Raw genomic sequence first — 25,801 nt, forward strand, 5'->3', positions numbered from 1 at the left:
TTCAGGCAAGGCTGTTATGTCCACGACACTCAATGAAAACCTGCTGCTGGCCATCCCGCTCGCGCCGCTTGTCGGGTCGCTGATCGCGGGTCTGTTCGGGAAGACAGTGGGGCGGGCGGGTGCCCACACGGTCACGATTCTCGGCGTCGCGATCTCGTTCGTGCTTTCGGCCATCGTGTTCCTCGACGTACTGAACGGCGCAAGCTTCAACGCGACGATCTACGAGTGGATGTCGGTGCATGGCCTGAAGTTCGAGATCGGCTTCCTCGTCGATTCGCTCACGGCGATGATGATGTGCGTGGTGACCTTCGTGTCGCTGATGGTGCACATCTACACCATCGGCTACATGGCGGAAGAAGACGGCTACCAGCGCTTCTTCTCGTACATCTCGCTGTTCACGTTCTCGATGCTGATGCTCGTCATGAGCAACAACTTCCTGCAGCTGTTCTTCGGCTGGGAAGCGGTGGGTCTTGTGTCGTACCTGCTGATCGGCTTCTACTTCACGCGTGAAAGCGCGATTTACGCGAACATGAAGGCGTTCCTCGTGAACCGCGTGGGCGACTTCGGCTTCCTGCTCGGCATCGGCCTGCTGCTCGCGTTCGCGGGCTCGCTCAATTACGGCGACGTGTTCGCGAAGCGCAACGAACTGGCCGCACTCGCGTTCCCGGGCACGCACTGGGGCCTCCTGACCGTCGCCTGTATCTGCCTCTTCATCGGCGCGATGGGTAAGTCGGCGCAGTTCCCGCTGCACGTCTGGCTGCCGGACTCGATGGAAGGCCCGACGCCTATTTCCGCGCTGATTCACGCGGCGACCATGGTGACGGCCGGCATCTTCATGGTGACGCGCATGTCGCCGCTCTTCGAACTCTCGGATGCGGCGCTCTCGTTCATCACGGTGATCGGTGCCATCACGGCGCTCTTCATGGGCTTCCTCGGCATCGTGCAGAACGACATCAAGCGTGTGGTGGCGTACTCCACGCTTTCGCAGCTCGGCTACATGACGGTCGCGCTGGGCGTGTCGGCCTACCCGGTCGGCGTGTTCCACCTCATGACCCACGCGTTCTTCAAGGCGCTGCTGTTCCTTGGCGCCGGTTCCGTGATCATCGGCATGCACCACGATCAGGACATGCGCAACATGGGCGGCCTGCGCAAGTACATGCCGATCACGTGGATCACGTCGCTGATCGGCTCGCTCGCGCTGATCGGTACGCCGTTCTTCTCGGGCTTCTACTCGAAAGATTCGATCATCGACGCGGTCAAGCTCTCGCATCTGCCGGGCTCGGGCTTTGCCTACTTCGCCGTGACGGCGAGCGTGTTCGTGACGGCGCTGTACTCGTTCCGGATGTACTTCATGGTGTTCCACGGCGAGGAGCGTTTCCGCCATCCGAAGGACTACGGCAATGGCCATGGCGCTGAGTCGTCCGCGCACGGCCACGAGCATGAGCACCACGTTCACGTGCCGCACGAAACGCCGTGGGTGGTGTGGCTGCCGCTCGTGCTGCTGGCGATTCCGTCGGTGGTGATCGGCGCGATTGCGATTGGCCCGATGCTGTACGGCGACTTCTTCCAGCACGGCGTGGCGTTCGACAAGGTGATCGAAATTTCGTCGAGCCACCCGGCGCTGGCCGAGATGGCCGAAGAATTCCACGGCTGGCTGGATCTGGGTCTGCACGCGGTGACGGGGCTGCCCATGTGGCTCGCGCTGGCCGGCGTGGTGGTGGCCTGGTTCCTGTACCTGAAGCGTCCTGATCTGCCGGCGGTGATCCGCAGCAAGTTCGGCCCGATCTACACGCTGCTGGACAACAAGTACTACATGGACAAGATCAACGAAGTCGTGTTCGCGCGGGGTGCGGTGGCGATTGGCCGCGGACTCTGGAAAGAGGGCGACGTCGTGGTCATCGACGGTCTCGTCAACGGGAGCGCGCGTTTTATCGGCTGGTTTGCGAGCGTGATCCGTTTCCTCCAATCCGGCTACATCTATCACTACGCGTTTGCCATGATTATCGGCATGTTGGGGCTCCTGACCCTGTTTGTAACGCTTAGCGGCAAATAAGGCGAGGGACACGAATGCATACTTATCCGCTTCTCAGTATCGCCATCTGGATGCCGATTGTTTTCGGGCTCGTCATCCTGGCGATCGGGTCCGACAAGAATCCGGGGCCGGCGCGATGGATCGCGCTCGTGGGGTCGATCCTGAGCTTCATCGTCACGATTCCGCTGTTCACGCAGTTCGACGCCAGCACGGCGGCGATGCAGTTCGTCGAGCAGTCCACCTGGATCGAACGCTTCAACATTTCGTACCACCTGGGCGTGGACGGCATCTCGATGTGGTTTGTCGTGCTGACCGCGCTCATCACGGTGATCGTCGTGATCGCCGGGTGGGAAGTCATCACGAAGAACGTCTCGCAGTACCTGGCGGCCTTCCTGATCCTCTCCGGCATCATGGTGGGCGTGTTCAGCGCGCAGGACGGCATGCTGTTCTACGTGTTCTTCGAAGCCACCCTGATTCCGATGTACATCATCATCGGCGTGTGGGGCGGCCCGAACCGCGTCTATGCCGCGTTCAAGTTCTTCCTGTACACGCTGGCCGGCTCGCTCCTGATGCTGGTCGCGCTGCTGTACCTGTACACGCAGACGGGCACGTTCGACCTCGCCTCGTGGCAGGCCGCGAAGATCGCGATGACGCCGCAGATCCTGCTCTTCATTGCCTTCTTCCTTGCCTTCGCCGTGAAGGTGCCGATGTGGCCGGTGCACACGTGGTTGCCTGACGCCCACGTGGAAGCGCCCACGGGCGGCTCGGTCGTGCTGGCGGCGATCATGCTGAAGCTCGGCGCCTACGGTTTCCTGCGTTTTTCGCTGCCGGTCACGCCGGACGCGAGCCACTTCCTCGCGCCGGTCATCATCACGCTTTCGCTGATCGCGGTGATCTACATCGGCCTCGTGGCGATGGTGCAGGCCGACATGAAGAAACTGGTCGCGTATTCGTCGATCGCGCACATGGGCTTCGTTACGCTCGGCTTCTTCATCTTCAGCCAACTGGGTGTGGAAGGCGCGATCGTGCAGATGATCTCGCACGGCTTCGTGTCGGGCGCCATGTTCCTGTGCATCGGCGTGCTCTACGACCGCGTGCACTCGCGTCAGATCGCGGACTACGGTGGCGTCGTGAACACGATGCCGAAGTTTGCGGCGCTCGCCATGCTGTTCTCGATGGCCAACTGTGGCTTGCCGGGTACCTCGGGTTTCGTGGGCGAATTCATGGTGATTCTGGCCGCTGTCCAGTTCAATTTCTGGATTGCGTTCGGCGCAGCGTTCACGCTGATTCTCGGCGCGGCCTACACGCTGTGGATGTACAAGCGCGTCTACTTCGGCGCCGTGGCCAACGATCACGTGAAGGAACTCAAGGACGTGAACCGCCGCGAGTACTTCATGCTGGCTATCCTCGCGCTGCTGACGCTGTATATGGGCATCTATCCGAAGCCCTTTACCGATGTGATGCACGTCTCCGTGGATAACCTCCTCTCCCACGTGGCGCAGTCGAAACTGCCGTTGTCGCAGTAATACAGAGCGGAGGATCTAAGACATCATGCAAAACGCACCTATGACCGTTCTGTTGCCCGACGCGCTGCTGATGGTCGCCGTCATCGTCGCGTGGCTGAACGACACGTTCGTCGGCGACAGCGGCCGGCGCACGACCTACTTCATCGCCTTGCTGTCGAGCCTCGTGGCCGGCATCTGGTTCGCGGTGAACGCGGCCGACAACAACGTCTATTACTTCTTCTCGCACATGTACGTGGTGGACGCGTTCGCCAGTGCGATGAAGGCCGTCGTGACGCTGGGCTTCGCCGTGTCGATCGTCTACTCGCGTCGTTATCTGGAAGAGCGCGACCTGTTCCGCGGCGACTTCTTCCTGCTCGGCATGTTCTCGCTGCTCGGTCAGCTGGTGATGATCTCCGGCAACAACTTCCTGACGCTGTACCTCGGTCTGGAACTGATGTCGCTGTCGCTCTACGCCGTGATCGCCCTGCGCCGCAGCGCCTCGACGTCGAACGAAGCGGCGATGAAGTACTACGTGCTGGGCGCGCTGGCTTCGGGCTTCCTGCTCTACGGCATTTCGATGCTGTACGGCGCAACGGGCTCGCTCGACCTCAACGATGTGGTGAAGGCCATTGCTTCGGGCCGCATCAACGACGTCGTGCTGCTCTTCGGCGTGATCTTCGTCGTGGCCGGTGTGGCGTTCAAGATGGGCGCGGTGCCGTTCCACATGTGGGTACCCGATGTGTATCAAGGCGCCCCCACGGCAATGACGCTGCTCACGGGCGGCGGCCCCAAGGTGGCCGCGTTCGCGTGGGCTCTGCGCTTCCTCGTGATGGGTCTGTTGCCGCTCGCAGTCGACTGGCAGGAAATGCTGGTGATTCTCGCGGCGCTCTCGCTGATCGTCGGCAACATCACGGGTATCGTGCAGCGTAACGTAAAGCGCATGCTCGCGTACTCGGCGATCTCGAACATGGGCTTCGTGCTGCTGGGGCTGCTCTCCGGCATCGTGGACGGCAAGGCGAGCGGGGCGGCCGGCGCCTACGGTTCGGCCATGTTCTACAGCATCGTCTACCTGATCACGACGCTGGGCACGTTCGGCATGGTGATGCTGCTCGCGCGGCGCGACTTCGAAGCCGACACGATCGACGACTTCAAGGGTCTCAATCAGCGCAGCCCGGTGTTCGCGTTCGTCATGATGGTGATGATGTTCTCGCTCGCCGGCATCCCGCCGACGGTCGGCTTCTACGCGAAGCTTGCCGTGCTCGAGGCCACGGTGAATGCCGGTCTCACGTGGCTTGCCGTGCTGGCCGTGATCACGTCGCTGTTCGGCGCGTTCTACTACCTGCGTATCGTCAAGCTCATGTACTTCGACGCGCCGCAGGACACCACGCCGATCCAGTCGGGTATGTGCAACCGCGCGCTGCTTGCGCTCAATGGCCTCGCCGTGCTGGTACTCGGCCTCGTGCCGGGGCCGTTGATGACCGGCTGCCTGCAGGCTATCTCGCACACGCTCTCGCTCTGATGTCCGCAGCGGGCTGGTTTATCGTGTTGTTGGCGCTCGCGGGCGCCAACCTGCCTTTTCTGAACCAGCGCCTCTTCTGCGTGGTCCCACTCAGGGCGGCGAAGAAGAGCGCCTGGTGGCGGATCGGCGAATTGATCGTGCTCTATTTCGTGGTCGGCGCACTCGGGTTCATGCTCGAATCGCGCGCAGGCAATCGCTTCGACCAGGGCTGGCAGTTCTACGCGATCACGTTCAGTCTCTTCATCGTCTTCGCCTTTCCAGGCTTCGCCTGGCAGTATCTCGTCAAACGACACTGACGGCGCGAGCCATCGCGCCCCGGTCTTCCAGCGTTGCACAGAGGGTTTGCATATGGCCGCCGAACTCCCCGATCACGACGACGCGCTCTACGAGCGATGCGTCGAAAGCACCACGATCCACAACGGCAAGTTCCTCACGCTCAAGTGCGATACGGTGGAATTGCCGGACGGCAAGCACGCCACGCGCGAATACGTGCAGCATCCGGGCGCGGTCATGGTGATTCCGCTGTTCGACGACGGCCGCGTGCTGATGGAAAGCCAGTACCGCTACCCGATCGGTAAGGTGATGTACGAGTACCCGGCGGGCAAGCTCGATCCGAACGAAGGCGCGCTTGCGTGTGCAAAGCGCGAACTGCGCGAGGAAACGGGCTATACGGCGCGCGAATACATCTACGTCACGCGTATCCACCCGATCATTTCGTACTCCACCGAGTTCATCGACATTTATCTGGCACGCGGACTCACCGCGGGCGAGCGCAATCTGGACGACGGCGAATTTCTCGAGCTTTTCACGGCGACTGTGCCCGATCTCTCGGAGTGGGTGCGCACGGGCAAGATCACGGACGTGAAGACGATCATCGGAACGTTCTGGCTCGAAAAGGTGCTCTCGGGTGCCTGGCCGCTCGGGCCGGCGGAGCCGGGTGACGACGCGTAAGCGTCGCGCTTCAGTCCGCGTTCCGTTGCAACAGATGAAGGCAGCGGAAAGACCGCTATCTCCACTGCGAATCATCGTCTGTGTTGGCGCGTCGCGCAGACCTCAGGCACCGGCTTTTGACTACCTCAGCGGCACGCGGCCCGAGGCGCTACAATCGCCGGACACGTCATGCGTCGTTCATAAACAGGCCGATTTTTTGCCGGCACGAGAGAACACCCCGTGCCGCGCGGTAGCGCGTCGCCGCCACACCGCGAACACCTAACCGCTATTTTTCGAACGATCGTTCATAAAACAGCGAATTGCGCTAAACTCGCACGTAAGCCCCGATTCCACATGAAGGTCCTCGATCTACAATGCCCGGGCGGCCATCGCTTCGAAGGCTGGTTTGCCTCGGCAGACGACTTCGAATCGCAGCTGTCCCGCAAGCTCGTTGAATGTCCGATTTGCGGTGCCACCGAAGTGAGCCGCCTGCCGTCCGCGCCTCGCCTGAATCTTTCGGGAGCGGCCGAGCCGGCGCAGCAAGGCACACCGGACATGAACGAACTGCAGGCGCGGGTCATGCGCGCGCTGCGCGAGGTCCTCGACAAGACCGAGAACGTGGGCGACCGCTTCGCCGAGGAAGCCCGGCGCATCCACTACAACGAGGCGCCCGCACGCAATATTCGCGGGGTCACGACGCCTGAGGATGCACGCGCGCTCGTCGAAGAAGGCATCGACGTGATGCCGCTGCCGATCCCGGCCGCGCTGAAGGAGCCGTTGCAGTAACGCGGCGTCTTCCTTGCGGCGGCGCTCGCTGCGGCAAGGAGACACTGCGCATGGACCTCGATTATTCCGCCGCCGACGGCGCCTTTCGCGCCGACATTCGCGCCTGGCTCGAAGCGAATCTGCCTTCGTCGCTGCGCGACAAAGTCCTCAATCACAAACGTCTGAATCGCGACGACTTCGCGCGCTGGCACAAGCTGCTCGGCGCGCGCGGTTGGTCCGCGCCCGCATGGCCCGTCGAATACGGCGGACCCGGCTGGAACGCAACACAACGCCATATCTGGGAGGAGGAGTGCGCGCGGGCCGGTGCGCCGATGGTGCTGCCTTTCGGCGTGTCGATGGTTGCGCCCGTCCTCATGAAGTACGGCAGCGAGGCGCAGAAACGCCACTACCTGCCGCGTATTCTCGATGGCACCGACTGGTGGTGCCAGGGCTACTCCGAGCCCGGCTCAGGGTCCGATCTGGCTTCGCTGCGAACACGCGCCGAACGCCACGGTGACCACTATGTCGTGAACGGGCAGAAGACCTGGACCACGCTCGGCCAGCACGCCGACATGATGTTCTGCCTCGTGCGCACCGACTCGTCCGCGAAAAAGCAGGAAGGCATCTCGTTCCTGCTGATCGACATGAAGACGCCAGGCATCACGGTTCGTCCCATCATTACGCTCGACGAAGATCACGAAGTCAACGAGGTGTTCTTCGAAGACGTGCAGGTGCCGGTCGAAAATCGGGTTGGCGAGGAAAACCGCGGCTGGACGTACGCGAAGTATCTGCTCGGGCACGAGCGCACCGGCATTGCGCGCGTGGGCCAGTCGAAACGCGAACTGCTCTTTCTGAAGCGCTTCGCACTCGCGCAGCAAAAGAACGGCAAGCCGCTGCTGCATGATCCGCTGTTCGCCGCGAAGGTGGCGGCGCTCGAGATCGAACTCATGGCGCTCGAAGTCACGGTGCAGCGCGTGGTGAGCAGCGAAACTGGCGGACGTGGACCGGGGCCTGAAGCATCGATGCTGAAGATCAAAGGCACCGAGGTCCAGCAGGCGCTCACCGAACTGATGTTCGAAGCCGCCGGTCCGCTCGCCGCGCCGTTCGACGTGCCGTTCCTCGAAGGCGAACGCGAACACAGCATCGCCGGCGACGACGACGCGGCGCCGCTCGCCGCCTACTACTTCAACTTCCGCAAGACGTCGATCTACGGCGGCTCGAACGAAATCCAGAAGAACATCATCGCGCAGATGATTCTGGGCCTTTGAGGAGCAGCGCATGGACTTCACCTTCACGGACGAACAACAGCAATTCGCCGACGCGCTGCGCCGCTATCTGGACCGGCAATACGGCTTCGAAGCGCGTCAGGCGATCGTGCGCTCCGAGGCCGGCGTATCGGATACCCACTGGCAGGCGCTCGTCGAGCTGGGTCTCACGGCGTTGCCCGTGCCGCAGGCGCAAGGCGGGTTCGACGGCACGCCGTTCGACATGCTCGTCGTCATGCAGGAACTGGGCCGCGCGCTGGTCGTGGAGCCCTACTGGGCAACCGCGGTGGGCATCGAGGCATTGAAGCTTGCCGGTTCGGGCGATGGCGAAGATGCGACGCTGCTCGAACGTGCCGCGGCGGGCGAGATCAAGCTCGCGGTGGCGTTTAATGAGCCTGCTGCGCGATACGACCTGTTCGCGGTCGAGGCGGTCGCGACACCGCGCGATGGCGGCTTCGTGCTGAGCGGCAGCAAATCGGTGGTGCAGCACGGCGCGCAGGCGGACTACTGGATCGTCCCGGCGCGGCTTGCAGGCGGCGAAGCGCCCGGCGAGCTGGCACTCTTCGTCGTGGCACGCGATGCAGCGGGTGCGACCGCTACGGACTACCGCACCATCGACGGCCAGCGCGCCGCAACGCTGGTCTTCGACGCCACACCGGCACGCCGGCTCGCTGCCGATGGCTCGCATGAAGTGGGTGCCGCCACGCTCGAACGCATCGCCGACTACGGCATCGTTCTGCTCTGCGCAGAGGCAATCGGTGCGCTCGACGCGCTCAACCATGCTACCGTCGAGTACACGAAGACGCGCCAGCAGTTCGGCGTGCCCATTGCCCGTTTTCAGGCACTGCAGCACAGGATGGTCGAGATGCTGATCCACACGGAACAGGCGCGCTCGCTCACTTATCTGGCCGCGGCGCGCTACACGAGCGCGGACACCGACGAGCGGCGCCGCGCGATAAGCGCGGCGAAGGTGCGGGTCGGGCAGGCCGCGCGCTTCGTGGGACAGCAGGCGGTCCAGCTGCACGGCGGGATGGGCGTCACCAACGAAGTGGCCGCGGCGCATCTGTTCAAGCGGCTCGCGATCATCGAAACGACGCTCGGTGACGTCGACCATCACCTGGCGCGCTTTACTGCGTTACCTGGCTTCACCGCCTGCGACGCGTGAACATCAACAAAAGACGTTTGCCAACGAGGATCAAGCGATGGGATTGAGCTACGAGGATATAGAAGCGGGCACGACGGCCGAAATCGGTTCGCACACGTTCGGGCATGCCGAGATCGTGGAGTTTGCGCAGCGGTTCGATCCCCAGCCCTTCCACGTGGACGACGAGGCGGCGAAAACGTCGCCCTACGGCAAGCTGATCGCAAGCGGCTGGCATACGTGCTCGGTGATGATGGGGCTCTTCGTGCGCAGCACGCTGGCGGGATCCACTTCGATGGGCTCGCCCGGCGTGGACGAGATTCGCTGGCTCAGGCCCGTCGCGGTTGGCGACACCATCACGATGAAAGTCTCCGTGCTCGATAAGCGCGTGCTGGCAAGCCGGCCGGATCGCGGCATCGTCTCGATGCAGTGGGAAGGCATCAACCAGAACGGCGAGACCGCCATCATCGTACGTTCGAAGGGCATCTTCGGTCTGCGTCATCCGGGCGCGAGCGGGGCGGTAGCATGAGCGAGGTCGCCCCGCAGATCGATGCAGACGCGCTGCGTGCACTCGTGGGTGCGCCGGCACTCGTCAGCGAGTGGATCGAGGTCGATCAGGCGCGGGTGGACCGCTTTGCAGCCGCAACAGGCGACCATCAGTGGATACATGTCGACCCGGAACGTGCGCGGCGCGAGTCGCCGTTCGGCGGGCCGATCGCGCACGGGTTCCTCACGCTCTCGCTCATCCCCGCGCTGCTGGAACGGACGGTTGCGCTACGTCAGCGCATGGGTCTCAACTACGGGCTCAATCGCGTGCGCTTCACATCGCCGTTGCCCGTTGGCGCCAGGGTGCGCGCACATTTCGCTGTGGTCGAGGTCTCCGACGTGGACGGCAACGGCGTGCAGGTCATCTGGAAGGTGACGCTCGAACGTGAAGGAAGCGAGCGGCCTGTGTGCATCGCGGAATTCATCACGCGCCACTACTTCTGAGCATCCGGGGGCCGCCATCGAGCGGCGGCCCCCGGTAACGTCCACGTCTTTCGCGAGATTCAGTGCGTCAGTGCTTCGCGTACTGCGTCGCGCCGAACAGCACTTCCTTGGCCTTCTCGTCGATGAGCGGCTTGCGCGCGGCGGCGAGCACCTCCACGCCGCGCTGCACCGCGGGCCGTGCGGCGATTTCTTCGTGCCAGCGCTTCACATGCGGGAAGGCGTCGAGATCGATGCCCTGGTTTTGCCAGGAGCGCGTCCACGGGAACGCGGCGATGTCGGCAATCGTGTACTTGTGGCCCGCGAGATACGCGGTTTTGGCGAGCTGCGTGTTCATCACACCGTAGAGGCGCTTCGCTTCATTCGTGTAGCGCGTGATCGCGTAATCGATCTGCTGTGGCGCATAAATGCGGAAGTGATGCGCCTGGCCGAGCATCGGGCCGAGCCCGCCCATCTGGAACATGAGCCACTGAAACGTTGCATACCGTTCTGCCGGATCGGTAGGCAGGAAGCGGCCGCTTTTCTCCGCGAGATAGATCAGGATCGCGCCGGATTCGAACAGCGAAAAAGGCTGGCCGTCGGCGCGCTTCGGGCCTTCGGAATCGACGATCGCGGGAATCTTGTTGTTCGGGCTGATGGCGAGAAACTCGGGCTTGAACTGATCGCCTGCGCCGATATCGATGGGGTGCACGCGGTACGCGAGCCCGGTCTCCTCCAGCATGATGTGGACCTTGTGGCCGTTGGGTGTCGCCCAGCTGTAGACGTCGATCATCGTGGCTCCTTTCGTGCTTGAAGGCGGCGCCGCGTCTTTCTGGTGCGGCGCCGGAACAGGCAAAAATTAGAGCATAGATCGTGCGACGGTGCAGGGCGCCATCCTGCGCGCCCGCACGCTGCGGCGGATGTGCGGGCCAGATGTGGCTCCGGGGCGACTCAGGTGCGGCTTCAGGTACGAGTAACCGGCATCTCGACGCGCGAGGCCGCATCCATGTAGCGCGCGAGTTCGAGCTTCGCGATGGCGTTGCGATGCACCTCGTCGGGACCATCGGCGAAGCGCAGCGTGCGTGCCGACGTGTACGCATAAGCCAGCGGGAAGTCGTCGCTCATGCCCGCCGCGCCGTGCACCTGCATCGCCCAGTCGATCACCTGGCAGGCCATGTTGGGTGCGACCACCTTGATCATGGCGATCTCGCCGCGTGCGCCCTTGTTGCCGACGGTGTCCATCATGTAGGCGGTCTTGAGCGTGAGCAGCCGCGCCTGCTCGATGAGGCAGCGCGCTTCGGCAATGCGCTCCTGCGTCACGGTTTGCGACGCGATGGGTTTGCCGAACGCGACGCGCTGCAGCGCGCGCTTCGTCATCAATTCGAGCGCACGTTCGGCGAGCCCGACGAGCCGCATGCAGTGGTGAATGCGGCCCGGCCCAAGCCGTCCCTGTGCGATTTCGAAACCGCGTCCTTCGCCGAGCAGCAGGTTCGTCGCGGGCACACGCACGTTCTCGAGCGTGATGTCCATGTGGCCGTGCGGTGCGTCGTCGTAGCCGAACACGGTGAGCGGGCGATGCACGGTGATACCGGTGGCGTCGGCGGGCACGAGGATCATCGACTGCTGGCGGTGCCGCGGTGCGTCGGGATCGGTCTTGCCCATCACGATATAAACGGCGCAGCGCGGATCGCCCGCACCCGACGACCACCACTTGTGGCCGTTGATCACGTAGTGGTCGCCGTCGCGTTCGATGCGCGTCTGGATGTTGGTGGCATCCGATGAAGCGACCTCGGGCTCCGTCATGAGAAAGGCCGAGCGAATCTGGCCGTCGAGCAGCGGGTCGAGCCATTGCCGCTTCTGGCTCTCGGTGCCGTAGCGTTCGATCGTTTCCATGTTGCCCGTGTCGGGCGCGTTGCAGTTGAAGACCTCAGGCGCCCACGGCACGCGTCCCATGATCTCGCACAGCGGCGCGTATTCGAGATTCGTGAGCCCGGCGCCGCGCGCCGAGTCGGGCAGGAACAGGTTCCACAGGCCCGCGGCGCGCGCCGTTTCCTTGAGCTTTTCGACGATTTCGGTGGGCACCCACGCGTTGCCGTTCGCGCGATTGCGCGCGACCTCGGCCAGAAAGACCGACTCGTTCGGGTAGATGTGCTCGTCGAAGAACGCGAGCAGCTTTTCGCGCAACGCCTGAACCTTGGGGGTGTAGTCGAAATTCATCGGATACCTCGCGAAAGGGAAAGGGATGGCTCAGCGCACTTTCTGCGCGTAGCGCCAGGCCAGTTCGGCCATGGGCCGCGCGCGGCGGCCGGCGTCCGCGGCCTGGGCGCTCGCGGCCGTGCCGTCCACGACGCGTTTCATGATGCCTTGCAGGATAGCGGCGATGCGGAACATGTTGTAGGCCAGATAGAAGTTCCAGTCGCCGCGAAGATCGAGCCCCGTGCGCTCGCAATAGCGCCGCACATAAGCGGCTTCGTCCGGAATGCCGAGCGCCGCGAGGTCGAGGCCCGCAATGCCGCGGAACTGCGCGGGGTCGACGTGCCACGCCATGCAGTGGTAGGCGAAGTCCGCGAGCGGGTCGCCCAGCGTGGAAAGCTCCCAGTCGAGCACGGCCAGCACGCGCGGCGCGTGACGGTCGAAGATGAGATTGTCGAGCCGGTAATCGCCATGAACGATGGTGGTTCGCGCAGCGTCGTCGTCGGGCATGTGCTGCGGGAGCCATTCGATGAGGTGTTGCATGGCCTCGATGGGCTCGGTCTCCGAGGCCTGATACTGACGGCTCCAGCGGTCGATCTGGCGTGCGAAATAGTTGCCTGCCTTGCCGTAATCGGCGAGGCCCACGTCGGCCGGCACCACGTTGTGCAGCGTGGCGATCACGCGATTCATCTCGTCGTAGATCGCGGCGCGCTCGTCAGTCGACATGCCGGGCAGCGAGGGGTCCCAGAGCACCCGGCCCTCGACGAACTCCATCACGTAGAACGCCCTGCCGATCACCGCTTCGTCCTCGCACAGCGCGAGCATCTTCGCGACCGGCACACCGGTGCCTGCGAGCGCATCCATCACGCGGTATTCGCGTTCGATCGCGTGTGCGGAAGGCAGCAGCTTCGCCTTCGGCCCAGGCTTCGCGCGCATCACGTAGCTGCGCGACGGAGTGACGAGCTTGAACGTGGGGTTCGACTGACCGCCAGCGAACTGCTCGACGGTAAGCGGGCCGGCGAATCCGTCGACATGGCCTGCGAGCCACGCTTCGAGCGCAGCCGCATCGAAACGCTGGCGCTCGGCCACGGGCCGCGTGCCTTCGAATGCCGAGTAGTCCGCCTGTTGTGCTGTGTTTTCTGCCGGGGTGGCGTGTGCCATTGTCTCCTCCAGGTCGGGCGCCTTGCGTTGTGTATCTTGGGTGTGTTGGGCGCGCTAGCGGTGCTTCATGTATTCGACGTATTGCGCGTAGAGCATCTCCATCGTCGTGTGGCGCACGTCGCGGTGCAGCGGCGAGGGAGGCGAATGGTTGAGCGCGCGAATGACCCAGTCGCGTGGCTCGGCGCCGACGTCGAGCGCATTGATGCAGCCGGTGGCCTGCGCAAGGTGGCCGAAGAATGCGCGGCCGCCCGCGGTGATCGCGTGCGAAAGAATTGCGCGGTTCACGCCGCCGTGCAGCACGAGCAATACGGTGTCCCAGGCGGCATCGCGGCGCAGGGTATCGATGGCGGGCAGCACGCGGTCAAGCAGTTCGCCAATGCTCTCACCGCCCAGAAAGCGCGTGCTTTCCGCGACCACGCCGTCGAACACGCTGAGAAACGAGGCCTCGATGTCTTCGGGCGCGAGATGAGCCAGCTTGCCGCCGCGAATTTCCTCCCACGCGGGCTCGATCTCGGGCTCGATGGTCTGGCCGGTCTGCGCGAGCACACGTCGCGCCGTCTCCAGCGTGCGCGGCAGGCCGCTCACGATCACGCGATCGAAGCGGATGCCTTGCGCCGCGAACAGATCGCCCGCGGCCGTGGCCTGGACGCGGCCATTCGCGTTGAGCGGCACGCTTTCGGGATCGATCGCGCGGCCCGATGCATCGAAGTACGTCACGTCGCCGTGACGCATCAGATAGATGCGGCGGCGTTTGGGCAGGGTGAATCCGCTCATGGCGTGGCCTCGCTCACTTGTAGACGGGGGCGCGTTTCTCGAGAAACGCGGTGATGCCTTCCAGCCCGTCGCGATGATGCAGCGACGCCACGAAGCTGTCGCGTTCGGCCACAAGGTGCGCTTCGAGCGTCTGCGTGCCCGCTGCATCAATGAGCGACTTGATGCGCGCGGTCGAATTCGGCGAGAGCTTGCCGAGGTCGTCGGCCCAGTCGATGGCGGTGTCGAGCGCGCTGCCCGGCTTCGCGAGCCGGTTCACCACGCCGACTTCGGCGAGGCGCGTCGCGCCGATCGGCTTGCCTTCGATCAGCACCTCGGTGGCGAGCGGGCGCGGCAGCGCCTGCGCGAGGAACCAGGAGCCGCCGCCGTCGGGCGTGAGGCCGACACGCGCGTACGACATCACGAACTTCGCGTCGTCGGCGGCGACGAGCAGGTCGCACGCGAGCGCGAGCGAAAAACCCGCGCCGGCCGCGGCGCCTTCCACGGCCGCGATCACAGGCTTGCTCGACTGGCGCAGTGCCGTGATCCACTCGGCGAGCAGGTCGATGCTTTCGGCCTGCACGGAGGGATCTTTCGCGCGGTTTTCCAGCAGCCGGTTGAGATTGCCGCCGGCGCAGAAAAAGTTGTCGGCGCCGGTGATCACGATGGCGCGCAACGACGAATCGCGTTCGGCCGAATCGAGCGCTTCGATGCCCGCCGCGTACATGTCGGGATGCAGCGCGTTGCGCGCGCCTGGGTTCGACAGCGTCATCACGAGCGTGGATTCGCTGCCGGCCGGCCGCGATGTGAGCAGTTCGGCGGTCATCGGGCGGCTCCTGCGGCTTGGGCGCTGTCGGCGGCGTCGGGTTGCACGAGCGACATGCCGAGTTGTGCGCGTCGCGCGAGCCAGGGCGACGGCCGGTAACGCGGATCGCCGAGTACGCGATGGATGTTCTGGAGAATCGTGAGGATCGTCTTTGCGCCCAGCGCGTCGCCCAGTGCGAGCGGCCCGCGCGGGTAGCCGAGGCCCAGCGTGACGGCGAGGTCGATGTCTTGTGGAGACGCGATCTGTTGCTGGGCAATGTCGCAGCCGATGTTCACGATCGTCGCGACCACGCGCTGCGCCACGAAGCCCGTCGAGTCGCGGATCACGGTGACCGGTACACCGTCCGACGCAAAGAGCGCGTGGCCGGCATCGCGTGCCTCGCGCGTGGTAGCGGGCGTGGTCATGACCGTGCGCCGCTGGGCGCTAACGAGCGGGAAGAGTGCGTCTACGGCTACGACGCGGCTCGCATCGAGCCCTTCCTCGACGGCTGCGGTGGTGGCGTCGAGCCCGAACGGCGTGACGACGAGCAGCGAGTTGGCGGCGGGGTGTGCGCCGTCGTCGAGTGCGACATTGGCTTTGGCGAGAAGCTGCAGTACGGCCTCCCGCGCTTCGGGGTGGCTTCGGCTCACCCACACGCGTTGCGGTAGCGTGGAGGGCGCAGGCGCTTCTTCAGGAGCCTGCTGCTTGCCATCCGCGTAACGATAAAAGCCCTCGCCGGCCTTGCGCCCGATGAGCCCACCGGCCAGCCGCACGCCCGTGATCGGCGACGGCGTGAAGCGCGGCTCCTCGTAGAACTGGTGGTAGATGGACTCCATCACGGGATGCGATACGTCGAGCGCGGTGAGGTCGAGCAGCTCGAACGGTCCCAGCCGAAAGCCCGCTTGCTCGCGCATGATGCGATCGATCTCGACGAAGCTCGCCACGCCTTCGCTCGCCACGCGCAGACCTTCGGTGTTCATGCCGCGGCCCGCGTGGTTCACGATGAAACCGGGCATGTCCTTCGCGCGCACCGGCGTGTGTCCCATGCGGCGGGCGAGGTCCATCAGCGCGTCGCCGACGGCCGGGTTCGTGCGCAGTCCGTCGATCACCTCGACCACTTTCATCAGCGGCACGGGATTGAAGAAGTGATAGCCGGCCACGCGCGAGGGATCGGTGCACGCCGCGGCAATCGCCGTAATGGAGAGCGACGACGTGTTCGACACGAGGATGCAGCGGCCGCTCACCACCGCTTCGAGATCGCGGAACAGCTTGCGCTTCACTTCGAGGTTTTCGACGATGGCTTCCACGACGAGGTCGCAATCCGCGAGGCCTTCGATGGACGGGGTACCCGTCACGCGTTCGAGCGCCGCGCGGCCTTCAATGTCGTTGAGCTTGCCTTTGGCCGAGAGCTTCGCGAACGTTTCGCCGAGGTAAGTGCGTGCCGCCTCGATAGCCTCGGGATTCGTGTCGAAAAGACGGACCGTGAGGCCCGCGAGCGCGGCGATCTGCGCGATGCCGCGGCCCATGGCGCCGGTGCCTACGATTCCGATGGTCTCGATGTTGACGTGCGGTGAATTCATCTGATGCTCGACTCCATGTCCGGTTTAGAATAGCACGCTCGTGCATTTTTATGATGTGAGGGCCAGCCCTGGCCATAGACACTAACAGGCACGATTCGCAGAGCGGTTCCGGCCGTCCTGCCCAACCGGAAGGAAACCCTATGATTCGCCTGCATGGCTTTGCGCTGTCCAATTACTACAACAAGGTGAAATTCGTCCTGCTCGAACACGACATCCCGTTCGAGGAAGTGTTCGTGCAGCCGTCGCAGGAAGCGGCGGTGCTCGCGCACTCGCCGCTCGGCAAGGTGCCGTGGCTCGAAACCGCCGAGGGCGATCTGTGCGAGTCGGCGGTGATCGTCGAATACCTCGCGGCGCGCTACCCGGACCGGCAGATTTTCTCCGCGGACCCGTGGGAGGCGGCGAAGGAACGTGAACTCATTGCGTTCGTGGAGACGCATCTCGAACTCGTCGCGCGCAATCTCTACAAGGAGGCGTTCTTCGGCGGCACGATCACAGACGCCACGAAGGCGCGCACCGAGAAACTGCTGACGCATCACATCGCGGGCTTCATGCGACTGGCGCAGTTCGCGCCTTATTTGCGCGGCGAGCGGTTCTGCGTGGCCGATACGGCGGCGTTCGTGAGCCTGCCGCCCGTCGGCATGGCCACGCAGACCATCTACGGGCGTGACTTCCTGCTCGATGCGGGCATCGACTGGAAGCGCTATGTGAAGGTGGTGGGCGAGCGCCCGGCGGCGCAGCGGGTCAGCGCGGACCGCAAGGCCTATGTGGAGGCCATGCAGCAGCAACGTACGTGAAGGGGCGCTGCGCGACGGCGGGAACGGCAGGGCCGGTCTGATCGTCGTCGCGCTCATTGCATCGGGCCGGCGTCAGAGCCGCGCGAGCCGCTCGAGCGCCGTCGCGAGCGTGCTTTCCTTCTTCGCGAAACAGAAGCGCACGACGCCCGATTCGTGCGGCTCGTGATAGAAGGCCGAGACGGGGATTGCGGCCACGCCGATCTCGGTCGTCAGCCACTTCGAGAATTCCGCTTCGGGCAGATCGCTGATCGCGGAGTAATCCACGCACTGGAAGTAAGTGCCTTCGCAGGGCAGCAGGCGAAAGCGCGTGTTCGCGAGCCCGGCGCGGAAGAAGTCGCGCTTGCGCTGGTAGAACGCGGGCAGCTCGAGATAGGGCGCCGGATCGCGCAGGTACTGTGCAAGGCCGATCTGCATCGGCGTGTTCACCGTGAACACGTTGAACTGGTGCACCTTGCGGAACTCGGCGCTGAGCGCGGCGGGCGCCGCGACGTAGCCCACTTTCCACCCTGTCACGTGATAGGTCTTGCCGAAGCTCGACACGATGAAGCTGCGCGCGGCGAGCTCCGGGTAGCGGGCGACGCTCTCGTGCGGCTCGCCGTCGTACACCATGTGCTCGTAGACCTCGTCGGAGAGGATCAGCACGTTGGTGCCGCGCACGATCTCCTGCAGCCGCTGCATGTCTTCAGCACGCCAGACGGTGCCCGTCGGGTTGTGCGGCGTATTGATGAGGATGAGCCGTGTCTTCGGCGTGATGGCGGCGGCGAGCCGGTCGAACGGAATCGCGTACTCCGGCGCCTCGAGCGTGACGAACACCGGCTTGCCGCCCGCGAGTTCGATGGAGGGCAGGTAGCTGTCGTAGGTCGGCTCGATCACGATCACTTCGTCACCGGGATGAACCGTGGCGAGGATGACCGTGAGCAGCGCCTGCGTGGCGCCGGCCGTGACGGTGATCTCGGTGGCCGCGTCGTAGCGGCGACCGTAGACGTTCGCGATTTTGTCCGCGATCGCTTCGCGCAGCGGTGCGACGCCGGCCATGGGCGGGTACTGGTTGTGACCGTCGCGCATGGCCGTTGCGACGGCGTCGACGATGCGTGAATCGCAGTCGAAGTCGGGAAATCCCTGGCCCAGGTTCACCGCGCCTTTTTCTGCGGCGAGCGCGCTCATCACGGTGAAGATGGTCGTGCCGACATTCGGCAGGCGGGACGGGAAGACGGGCGTCGTCGGCGGCGTGTCGTGCGGTGCGTTCATGGCGCGGTGTGGCGGATGGCTCGGGGTGGAAAGTCGGTGGAAAGCAACGTCGATTGTAGGGAATCGCCGCGCATCGTGCGCTGCCGTCCCCGTGCGGCGCTCATGCCGGCACGGGCTCGCTGGGCCCGGTGGACTCGACGACCGCAAGACAGGCCGCGACGAACTGCGCGGGGGGAGCGATCTGCAGGCCGAAGTCGCGCGTCATGCGTTTGGCGAGCTTGAGCACGGCGCGGTCCTTCGAGACCAGCCATGCGGCGCCGCTGCCATGCGCGAGTTCGAGAAACTTCTGATCGTCACGGTCTTTGCATTGCGGCAGCGGTTTTGCGCCTTCCACTGGCGAGGCACGCTCGACACGCAGCGTCAGCCGCTCGACGATGGCGAGCGCGGCTGCCTTGTCGACCGCACGCTGCGCGAACTGCGGATACTTGAGCACGCGTGCCAGTTCCGCGAAGCAGCGTCCGTCCACGACGGCTTGCAGTGCGCCTGCTTCCAGCGCGGCATGAATGGGCCGCGTGTGTGGGTCGTCGAATACGAGGATGTCGATCCAGACGTTCGAATCGAGTACGACGCGCGGCGGGCGAGTCGGGTGGGTTGGAGTCGGATCTTGGGAACCGGGCATTCGTCACATTCGCTACAATCGGGCTTTCGTCTTTGTCCTGCAGGCACGGCGTGCCTGAAAGCTTCTATGATAATCGTTCTGTCGCCGGCCAAATCGCTGGACTACGAAACGCCTCCGCACATCCGCAAGCACACCATTCCCCATTTCGTCGATGACGCTGCCGAGCTGATCGACGGTCTGCGCCGCCTCTCGCCGCAACAGATCGCTACGCTGATGAAGATTTCGGACCCGCTCGCGCAGCTGAACTTCCAGCGCTTCGCGGACTGGTCGCCGGCATTCGGTACGCACAACGCGAGGCAAGCGGTGCTCGCATTCAATGGCGACGTGTATGAGGGTTTCAGCGCGAGGACGCTTTCAGCCGCCGACCTCGATTACGCCCAGAAGCATGTGCGCGTGTTGTCGGGCCTTTATGGGCTGCTGCGCCCGCTCGACTTGCTGCAGCCGTATCGCCTCGAAATGGGCACGCCGTTCGCCAATGGGCGCGGCAAAGACCTGTACGCGTTTTGGGGCGAGCGCATCACGCATGCACTGAACGAACAGTTCGTGCGTAACGAGAAGGCGGGGACGAAGGCTGCGCGCGTGCTCGTCAATTGCGCCTCGAACGAATATTTCCGCTCGGTGCGACCGAAATTGCTGGATGCGCCCGTCATCACGCCCGTGTTCGAAGACTGGAAGGGCGGGCGCTACAAGATCATCAGTTTTCACGCCAAGCGCGCGCGTGGCTTGATGGCACGCTACGCAGTCGAGAACCGGATAGACGAGCCGACCGCGCTCAAGGGTTTCGACGCTGAAGGCTACGCGTTCGACAAGGCAGCGTCGAACGATTCGACATACGTATTCCGCCGCCGGGCAGCCGATTGACGCACCGGCCAAGGAGCAGTTATCCCATGACGCTTTCCATCACCAGCAATTTCGACGCGGGTGCGATCGAAGTGGTGTCCTGCACCGACGCCGCCGATATCCGTCTGCGCGTGCGGCCCGACAATCAGTCGGAGTTCGCGCAATGGTTCTACTTTCGTCTCTCTGGCGCGCGCGGCGAACGCTGCGTGATGACGTTCGAAAACGCGTCGGCGTGCGCATTCGCCGAGGGTTGGCGGGACTACCAGGCCGTTGCGAGCTACGACCGCGTGAACTGGTTCCGCGTGCCGACCTCGTACGACGGGCGGGTACTGACCATCGATCACACGCCGGAATTCGACCGCATCTACTACGCGTATTTCGAGCCGTATAGCGAGGAGCGCCACTCGGAGTTTCTGGGCGCGGTTCAGCAGATGCCGCATGCGGCGCTGATGGAACTGGGTACGACGGTCGAAGGGCGTCCGGTCTCGCTGTTGACGCTCGGTACGCCGGAAGCGGTGCGCGCCAACGGCAAGCCGAAGAAGAAGGTTTGGATCATCGCGCGGCAGCACCCGGGCGAAACCATGGCTGAGTGGTTCGTCGAAGGGCTCGTGAAGCGGCTGGCCGGTTGGGGTGACTGGGCCGGCGACCCCGTGGCGCGCAAGCTCTACGATCATGCGGTGTTCTACATCGTGCCAAACATGAATCCGGACGGCAGTGTGCACGGTAACCTGCGCACGAACGCCGTGGGGGCGAATCTGAACCGCGAATGGATGGAGCCCGACGCCGCGCGCAGTCCTGAAGTGCTGCAGGTGCGCGACGCGATTCATGCGACAGGCTGCGATCTGTTTTTCGATATCCACGGCGATGAAGCGCTGCCGTATGTGTTCGTGGCGGGGTCCGAGATGCTGCCCGGATTCACTGAACGGCAGCGTACGGAGCAGCAGGCGTTCATCGAGTCCTTCAAGCTGGCGAGCCCGGACTTCCAGGACAAGCATGGGTACGCCGCGAGCAAGTATCGCGAGGACGCGTTGAAACTTGCGTCGAAGTACATCGGCAATGTCTTCGGCTGTCTTTCGCTCACGCTTGAAATGCCGTTCAAAGACAATGCAAACCTGCCGGACGAGCGCGTGGGATGGAACGGCGAACGCAGTGCGGCGCTGGGTGCCGCACTGCTGCAGGCAGTCTTGCGACACGTCGAGACATTCGATTGACCGCGTTTGGCGATAGCGCCAGAGAACCAACGGGGAATCTGCAGGAGGCGGATTCCCCGTTTTGTTTCTGAGGTGGATGGCCGGCGGCGGGTGGGTCGCCACGTTGCCCGTCGCGCGAGAAGCGGTGACGCAGCGCGGCGCTCCGCTGCCGTGTTTATTTACGGCCTTGCGAGGCGGCAGGGCAACGGTGGAGATCCTGAAGCCTCGTGCTCAGTGCTTCTTTTTCGTGCCTGAGCTGTTCTTTCTGGCGTTTTTCCGTGTGGATCCGTTGCCCGTCGCGGCGTGCTTGCCTTTCCCCTTCTTGCTCGCGGAGTGGTTTGCGCGTGGCTTCGCGGGCGGCACGGGGTCGTTCCAGCTGAACGCCAGCATCTGTTGGCCGACGTAGCCGCAGCGGAACTTGAGCTGGAACGGACCGTTGGAGCCATTCTGCGAAACGCCCAGTCCTTCCACGGTCACGATCGTATCGACCTTGACGCGCTGCTTGCCTTCATCGAACGAATCGTTCCAGGGGGTGACGGAAGAGTGCGAGCTGTCGAACGAACTGGGCGGGAATTCGACGTGGTCGAATGCGGTCGAGGTGCTCGCGACGAAGTTGCCATGCGCAGCACAGTCCGCGACGAGCGGATCCGCGTGCATCTGGTTCACGAATTGATTGACGAGTTCGTTGTGCTGTTCGAGCTGATCGGCCCATGCAGGCTTGACGCATACAAGCGAAAGGCTTGCCGCGAAAGCCGCCAGCGGGCCGACCAACCGCAGCCACCGGCGGTGTGCTTGGGTTCGATCCATCTAGTTAGAGGCGGGGTGGAACATCAGAAGACGTAAGATGCCGCGTCGGCAAAGGTAGTTCAATCCCCATTCGAATTTTTTGTGTTTCTGTGTGTTGGCTCGTCTCGTGATGGTTTTGATCGAAGGTTGGCGGTGGCGAAACGCTCCATCCACAGTGGCAGTGCACCTCTTGTATGGGTAGTGCGGAAGAACGCTTACCGAAGTTCCACGAAGGGGCGCACTAACACGAGCCTTGCGTGCCCGCGTGTCAGGTGCGAGGGCCGCCGAGCCTGTAGCGTCGCACGTCGTACGTGGTGACCCAAGCCGGACGATAGACAGCGATCAGCGCGGTGGACATTCCGGTGAACCACGCTTCACCCGAGGCGAGCACGAGCACGCTGAAGGCGTAGCCCGCCGGCACGACCAGCATCGAGCCGTTCGCGAGACCGATGTGCGTGCCGAGCGCAGCGTATGCCGCGACGGTGACGGCAATCGCGGGTGCCACGAAACCTTGGCTCACGATGAAGACGAGCAGGTTGCGTGGCAACCATGCAACTGCCGCGCGCTGGAGCAGCGCCGAAACACCAACGGGTAGCGCGCCGAACACGAGGAATGTCAGCGCGATACCTTGCCACGATGCGTCGAAGACGAGCGCGGCAAGGCCGGTGACTACCGCCATCGCGACGAGCGCAAGCGCCCAGTCGAACAGCGTAACGACAAGCGTAGCGCCGAGGACGTGCATGACCGTGCCGTCCTCAAGCCACGCGTTAGTCGCCCAGAGCACCGATACCGCGACGATGATCGCGAGCCAGACGTGTTGCAGCGTGGCGTCGTGCAGACGTTTGAAAGGGTTTCGCCACAACGCGAGCGCAAGCAGACCGGCGGCGGTGATCCAGGCACCGACGGCGACCCATAGCGGAAGCGGTGAGTAGAGGAAACCCATGTGTCTCATATTACTCGTTGGACGACAAAACGTGTGAGCGCATTCCATGCCAGCCACAGCCGTCTGTGCGCGCGATCATTCTTCCTTCGTATCCTCGTCCGGGTTTGGCGCCGATGCATCGAAGGGTGGCGTCGGCTCAGCGGCCATCGGCAGATCTTCGGCGATGTTGTCGTCTGGCAACGGATACGAGAAAGACGGCTTCCTTCGTTTGCGCAACGGCACGGGACCTGGCTCGCCCGGCACTGGCTTCGGTGTCAGTGCGGCATCGTCACTCAGCACCTGAAGCTGCGACGAAAGCCAGCCGTTGTAGATGGCCACGGCCGCCGCGCGGTTGGGCGCGCCAAGTTGCTGGAAAATGCACGCCAGGTGGATCTTCACCGTACCTTCGCTGATACCCAAAGTTTTCGCGATCATCTTGTTCGTGCTGCCCATGTGGACGCATCGCATGATCTGCTCCTGCCGGGGTGACAAGCCGCCTGAAAGTCTGGCTCGTTTTGGTGGGACCGACAGTTGGGACCCGCGCCGTTGAAGGCGGTCGCCACCCCCTGCCGCTCCCGGCTTCAGTACGTCAGCGGGCAAGTACTCTCCGCCCAGCATCACCATTTCGAGCGCACGCAAAATGAGGCGCGCGTCCATAGAGCGCGGAATCACGCCCGGTACGCCCTTGTCGATCAGGCTTCGGGCCAGTCCCGGCGATCCTCTGTCTATGACGACTGCGAGGCGCAGGCGTGGATATGCGCTCACGAAGGCCTGTACGTCGCCGAGGCGCATGCCTTCGTGCCAGTCGATGACAATCAGATCCAGGGTGCAGTGGCGCACGGCCCGATCGGCGCTGCGCCAGTCCACTACGTCCATGAAGCGCGCCTGTCGGTCGATTTGTCTCAACAGCGCCTTAAGTCCCTCGCGCCGTTCTGCGTCAGGGTTAAATACAGCGAATCGCATTGCGTTCGTTCTCCTATTTGCCATGCCATGTGTCGCGATGCGCGCATCCCCGGGGAATCCGGGAGCTCGCGATGTGGCACCGCAAGGATTATGACAAAAAGCTTTCGGAAAATCGGCCTGGCCAGAAGGCATAGGATCAATTAATGCAAAAGAAAAGCCCCGCACTGGGCGGGGCTTTCGTCAAATTATGCGTAATTAATGAAAATGGGGTTGTGCAGGCTCCGCGTCTTCCGGCATTTCGGCGTGTACGATTTCGCCTAGCGGATCAGCATAGAGCGGCACTCCGCAATCGTCGCAATATTCCGGTTCGAAGCGACCCGCATGCCGGCGGATATCGGTGACACCCGTTTCCTTCAGGAGGGCGACGATTTCTTCGAGCGGGCCGTCGGCGGCTTGCTCTTCGCCCGGTTCCTCATCAATCTCCGCTTCGCCGTTTTCGCGCCCATACAGCGGCCAGACGACGCCGTAGATCACGTCATTGCTGCCGCGTCGCGTGAAGCCAATGCGGTATTCGTCGATGCGACGCTCGCCAAAGCCGGCGACGACCGCACGCAGTTCCTGTGGCGCAGCGCCAATGGTGTCGAACAGATAGCGCACGGCGGTGCGCACGGTATGTGGGCGAACGCGCTCGTCGGCGTCGCGGCAAGCCGAGTAGTACGCGTCCGGCAACAAGCATTCGAATTCGCAGCCGGGCAGGACGAGCGCCAGATTGGCGCCGCCTTGCGTAGCCCATTGCTCGAGGCACTGACTGCGCTCGATTCGCACGCCGTGCTCTTCCTCTTGCCAGCGAAAAAGCGGGGCGCCCACCGGTGCCGCGACCACAGCCAGCAGGAAGCGCGGGTCCGCGAGAATGGGCGACGTTTCGGGCAGTTCTCCGAAATTGATTCGCGCGTTGTTGCCGCTCATTGCCGCTTGCGCGAGTTGCTGCGCGATGCGCCAGGTTTCGACGTGGTGGCGCGGCAACTGGTCGATGCTATACAGATACGGTGCCATGGCGACGCGCGTGTCGCCTGCGAGCACGTGCGCCTGGAGATGCGCGCGCAGCGCATCCGCCGGCTCGGTCTTCAGCGGGCCGGACGGGATCACATAGCGCGTCCAGGCGAGCACGGGCGCCGCGATGAGGAGCGCCTCGTACTGGACGCCCTCGTGCTCGACGATGAACGACTCGCTGTGCGTTTCGGCCATGTCGGCAAGCGCGCCGTAGGCGTCGGGATGGTTTTGCTGGAGATGGTCGAGCGCGGCGTCGAGCGTCGTCTGGTTACCGTTGCGGACGATCTTCGCAAGCAGCGTGTCGAGCTTCGTCTCCCAGAAGCGGTCTTCGGTGCGACTGCCCGACGCGAACAGCGCGAGCGAGAGGCCGACGAGCTTGTCGGCATCAGGGGGGAGGCGTTTGGCAATTCGCGAGCGCATAAATCCAGTCAGTGAGGTGCGAAGAACGACTATTCTAGACGGTTCCACGAACTGCATCGTGCGCGCTTGGCAATATGCGGAAGAGTGCTGAGGAACAGGGTGGCCGCATGCCGCGAAGGGCTCCAGGGCGGGCGAGTGAGCTGGGTATGTTGAGGCGCCGCAGCCTGCTCCGCCGCCTTCGAACGCCCCGCATGCTGCGGAAGTCGGCCGGCTTTAGGAGTGCAGATGGCGGAGGGACGGCCACGGTTGCGTCACATTGGACCGCCGCAGTAGTGAGAGGCACGGGGAACTGAGCGCGGCGGAGGCGGGTCGGGAAAAAAATCTCCGTCATCCCCTTGTCATGTGGCTGGTGTTGGCCTACTATTCGCCTCCCCGTTGCGAACACGGGCCGCTGCGGGAAACGGCGGGGCGCGAAGC

Annotated in this window: 25 protein-coding genes; 13 read left to right on the top strand and 12 right to left on the bottom strand. The window is 63.9% G+C overall.

The window, feature by feature from the left end; translation table 11 throughout:
- Positions 1 to 16 precede the first annotated feature (16 nt).
- The 10 genes from nuoL (at position 17) to PKKP23_RS22780 (ending at position 10,147) form a co-directional block, all read left to right on the top strand.
- Positions 17 to 2,053 carry an NADH-quinone oxidoreductase subunit L gene (nuoL, locus tag PKKP23_RS22735; RefSeq protein ID WP_017774416.1) on the top strand — a complete coding sequence of 679 codons (2,037 nt, stop codon included), beginning with the start codon at positions 17 to 19 and terminating at the stop codon, positions 2,051 to 2,053.
- A gap of 14 nt (positions 2,054 to 2,067) precedes the next feature.
- Positions 2,068 to 3,558 carry an NADH-quinone oxidoreductase subunit M gene (locus PKKP23_RS22740; RefSeq protein WP_017774417.1) on the top strand — a complete coding sequence of 497 codons (1,491 nt, stop codon included), beginning with the start codon at positions 2,068 to 2,070 and terminating at the stop codon, positions 3,556 to 3,558.
- A gap of 25 nt (positions 3,559 to 3,583) precedes the next feature.
- Positions 3,584 to 5,056 (top strand): NADH-quinone oxidoreductase subunit NuoN, encoded by a 1,473-nt coding sequence (gene nuoN / locus PKKP23_RS22745; protein ID WP_126878515.1) that lies wholly within the window; start codon positions 3,584 to 3,586, stop codon positions 5,054 to 5,056.
- Positions 5,056 to 5,352 carry a DUF2818 family protein gene (locus PKKP23_RS22750; RefSeq protein WP_126878516.1) on the top strand — a complete coding sequence of 99 codons (297 nt, stop codon included), beginning with the start codon at positions 5,056 to 5,058 and terminating at the stop codon, positions 5,350 to 5,352. Before nuoN ends, PKKP23_RS22750 begins: the two co-directional genes overlap by 1 nt.
- Positions 5,353 to 5,404: 52 nt before the next feature.
- Entirely contained in the window at positions 5,405 to 6,007 is a 603-nt protein-coding gene (locus tag PKKP23_RS22755) for an NUDIX domain-containing protein (protein ID WP_126878517.1), read from the top strand.
- Between the two features lie 333 nt (positions 6,008 to 6,340).
- On the top strand, positions 6,341 to 6,772 hold the full coding sequence (locus PKKP23_RS22760) for a DUF1178 family protein (protein WP_017774421.1): 432 nt from the start codon (positions 6,341 to 6,343) through the stop codon (positions 6,770 to 6,772).
- A gap of 50 nt (positions 6,773 to 6,822) precedes the next feature.
- Positions 6,823 to 8,019, top strand: coding sequence for an acyl-CoA dehydrogenase family protein (locus PKKP23_RS22765; RefSeq protein WP_126878518.1), 1,197 nt, complete (start codon positions 6,823 to 6,825; stop codon positions 8,017 to 8,019).
- Positions 8,020 to 8,029: 10 nt separating this feature from the next.
- A complete protein-coding gene (locus PKKP23_RS22770; RefSeq protein WP_126878519.1) occupies positions 8,030 to 9,181 on the top strand; it encodes an acyl-CoA dehydrogenase family protein in 1,152 nt (383 codons plus the stop codon).
- Positions 9,182 to 9,218: 37 nt separating this feature from the next.
- Positions 9,219 to 9,686: a MaoC family dehydratase gene (locus PKKP23_RS22775; RefSeq protein ID WP_126878520.1), complete on the top strand. Its 468-nt coding sequence runs from the start codon at positions 9,219 to 9,221 to the stop codon at positions 9,684 to 9,686.
- On the top strand, positions 9,683 to 10,147 hold the full coding sequence (locus tag PKKP23_RS22780) for a MaoC family dehydratase (protein ID WP_126878521.1): 465 nt from the start codon (positions 9,683 to 9,685) through the stop codon (positions 10,145 to 10,147). Before PKKP23_RS22775 ends, PKKP23_RS22780 begins: the two co-directional genes overlap by 4 nt.
- Before the next feature lie 67 nt (positions 10,148 to 10,214).
- Here PKKP23_RS22780 and PKKP23_RS22785 read toward each other — a convergent pair whose 3' ends face one another.
- The 6 genes from PKKP23_RS22785 to PKKP23_RS22810 form a co-directional block, all read right to left on the bottom strand.
- Positions 10,215 to 10,916, bottom strand: a complete 702-nt coding sequence (locus PKKP23_RS22785; RefSeq protein WP_126878522.1) for a glutathione binding-like protein — start codon at positions 10,914 to 10,916, stop codon at positions 10,215 to 10,217.
- A gap of 170 nt (positions 10,917 to 11,086) precedes the next feature.
- Positions 11,087 to 12,340 carry an acyl-CoA dehydrogenase family protein gene (locus tag PKKP23_RS22790; RefSeq protein ID WP_126878523.1) on the bottom strand — a complete coding sequence of 418 codons (1,254 nt, stop codon included), beginning with the start codon at positions 12,338 to 12,340 and terminating at the stop codon, positions 11,087 to 11,089.
- A gap of 30 nt (positions 12,341 to 12,370) precedes the next feature.
- The gene (locus PKKP23_RS22795) at positions 12,371 to 13,477 is read right to left on the bottom strand and encodes a phosphotransferase family protein (RefSeq protein WP_126878524.1); all 1,107 of its coding nucleotides are present in this window, start codon (positions 13,475 to 13,477) and stop codon (positions 12,371 to 12,373) included.
- 54 nt (positions 13,478 to 13,531) lie between these two features.
- Positions 13,532 to 14,251 carry a histidine phosphatase family protein gene (locus PKKP23_RS22800; protein WP_017774429.1) on the bottom strand — a complete coding sequence of 240 codons (720 nt, stop codon included), beginning with the start codon at positions 14,249 to 14,251 and terminating at the stop codon, positions 13,532 to 13,534.
- 13 nt (positions 14,252 to 14,264) lie between these two features.
- Positions 14,265 to 15,053 (bottom strand): oxepin-CoA hydrolase, alternative type, encoded by a 789-nt coding sequence (locus PKKP23_RS22805; RefSeq protein WP_126878525.1) that lies wholly within the window; start codon positions 15,051 to 15,053, stop codon positions 14,265 to 14,267.
- Positions 15,050 to 16,612 (bottom strand): 3-hydroxyacyl-CoA dehydrogenase, encoded by a 1,563-nt coding sequence (locus PKKP23_RS22810; protein ID WP_126878526.1) that lies wholly within the window; start codon positions 16,610 to 16,612, stop codon positions 15,050 to 15,052. Before PKKP23_RS22810 ends, PKKP23_RS22805 begins: the two co-directional genes overlap by 4 nt.
- A 140-nt stretch (positions 16,613 to 16,752) precedes the next feature.
- On the opposite strand from PKKP23_RS22810, the gene PKKP23_RS22815 reads away from it, so the two are divergent.
- Positions 16,753 to 17,406: a glutathione S-transferase family protein gene (locus tag PKKP23_RS22815; protein WP_126878527.1), complete on the top strand. Its 654-nt coding sequence runs from the start codon at positions 16,753 to 16,755 to the stop codon at positions 17,404 to 17,406.
- A 72-nt stretch (positions 17,407 to 17,478) separates the two neighbouring features.
- On the opposite strand, the gene PKKP23_RS22820 is transcribed toward PKKP23_RS22815, so the two are convergent.
- Both PKKP23_RS22820 and PKKP23_RS22825 read right to left on the bottom strand, forming a co-directional pair.
- On the bottom strand, positions 17,479 to 18,654 hold the full coding sequence (locus PKKP23_RS22820; protein ID WP_126878528.1) for a pyridoxal phosphate-dependent aminotransferase: 1,176 nt from the start codon (positions 18,652 to 18,654) through the stop codon (positions 17,479 to 17,481).
- Between the two features lie 100 nt (positions 18,655 to 18,754).
- On the bottom strand, positions 18,755 to 19,273 hold the full coding sequence (locus tag PKKP23_RS22825) for a putative toxin-antitoxin system toxin component, PIN family (RefSeq protein WP_126878529.1): 519 nt from the start codon (positions 19,271 to 19,273) through the stop codon (positions 18,755 to 18,757).
- Positions 19,274 to 19,339: 66 nt separating this feature from the next.
- Here PKKP23_RS22825 and yaaA point away from each other — a divergent pair, with 66 nt between their 5' ends.
- Together yaaA and PKKP23_RS22835 are read left to right on the top strand one after the other, a co-directional pair.
- A complete protein-coding gene (gene yaaA / locus PKKP23_RS22830; protein WP_017774435.1) occupies positions 19,340 to 20,134 on the top strand; it encodes a peroxide stress protein YaaA in 795 nt (264 codons plus the stop codon).
- A 26-nt stretch (positions 20,135 to 20,160) separates the two neighbouring features.
- Positions 20,161 to 21,324, top strand: coding sequence for a M14 family metallopeptidase (locus PKKP23_RS22835; protein WP_126878530.1), 1,164 nt, complete (start codon positions 20,161 to 20,163; stop codon positions 21,322 to 21,324).
- A gap of 210 nt (positions 21,325 to 21,534) precedes the next feature.
- Here PKKP23_RS22835 and PKKP23_RS22840 read toward each other — a convergent pair whose 3' ends face one another.
- The 4 genes from PKKP23_RS22840 to PKKP23_RS22855 all read right to left on the bottom strand — a co-directional run bounded on the left by PKKP23_RS22840 (position 21,535) and on the right by PKKP23_RS22855 (position 25,384).
- Complete coding sequence (locus PKKP23_RS22840) at positions 21,535 to 22,110, bottom strand: BspC domain-containing protein (protein WP_026121354.1); 576 nt, start codon at positions 22,108 to 22,110, stop codon at positions 21,535 to 21,537.
- Between the two features lie 247 nt (positions 22,111 to 22,357).
- Complete coding sequence (locus tag PKKP23_RS22845) at positions 22,358 to 23,032, bottom strand: energy-coupling factor ABC transporter permease (RefSeq protein ID WP_126878544.1); 675 nt, start codon at positions 23,030 to 23,032, stop codon at positions 22,358 to 22,360.
- Positions 23,033 to 23,107: 75 nt separating this feature from the next.
- Positions 23,108 to 23,974 carry a helix-turn-helix transcriptional regulator gene (locus PKKP23_RS22850; RefSeq protein WP_126878531.1) on the bottom strand — a complete coding sequence of 289 codons (867 nt, stop codon included), beginning with the start codon at positions 23,972 to 23,974 and terminating at the stop codon, positions 23,108 to 23,110.
- Between the two features lie 195 nt (positions 23,975 to 24,169).
- Entirely contained in the window at positions 24,170 to 25,384 is a 1,215-nt protein-coding gene (locus PKKP23_RS22855; RefSeq protein WP_126878532.1) for a DUF2863 family protein, read from the bottom strand.
- Between the last annotated feature and the right edge of the window lie 417 nt (positions 25,385 to 25,801).

Origin of the sequence: Paraburkholderia kururiensis JCM 10599 = LMG 19447, from assembly GCF_003986935.1 — a bacterium.
Classification (GTDB): domain Bacteria; phylum Pseudomonadota; class Gammaproteobacteria; order Burkholderiales; family Burkholderiaceae; genus Paraburkholderia; species Paraburkholderia kururiensis.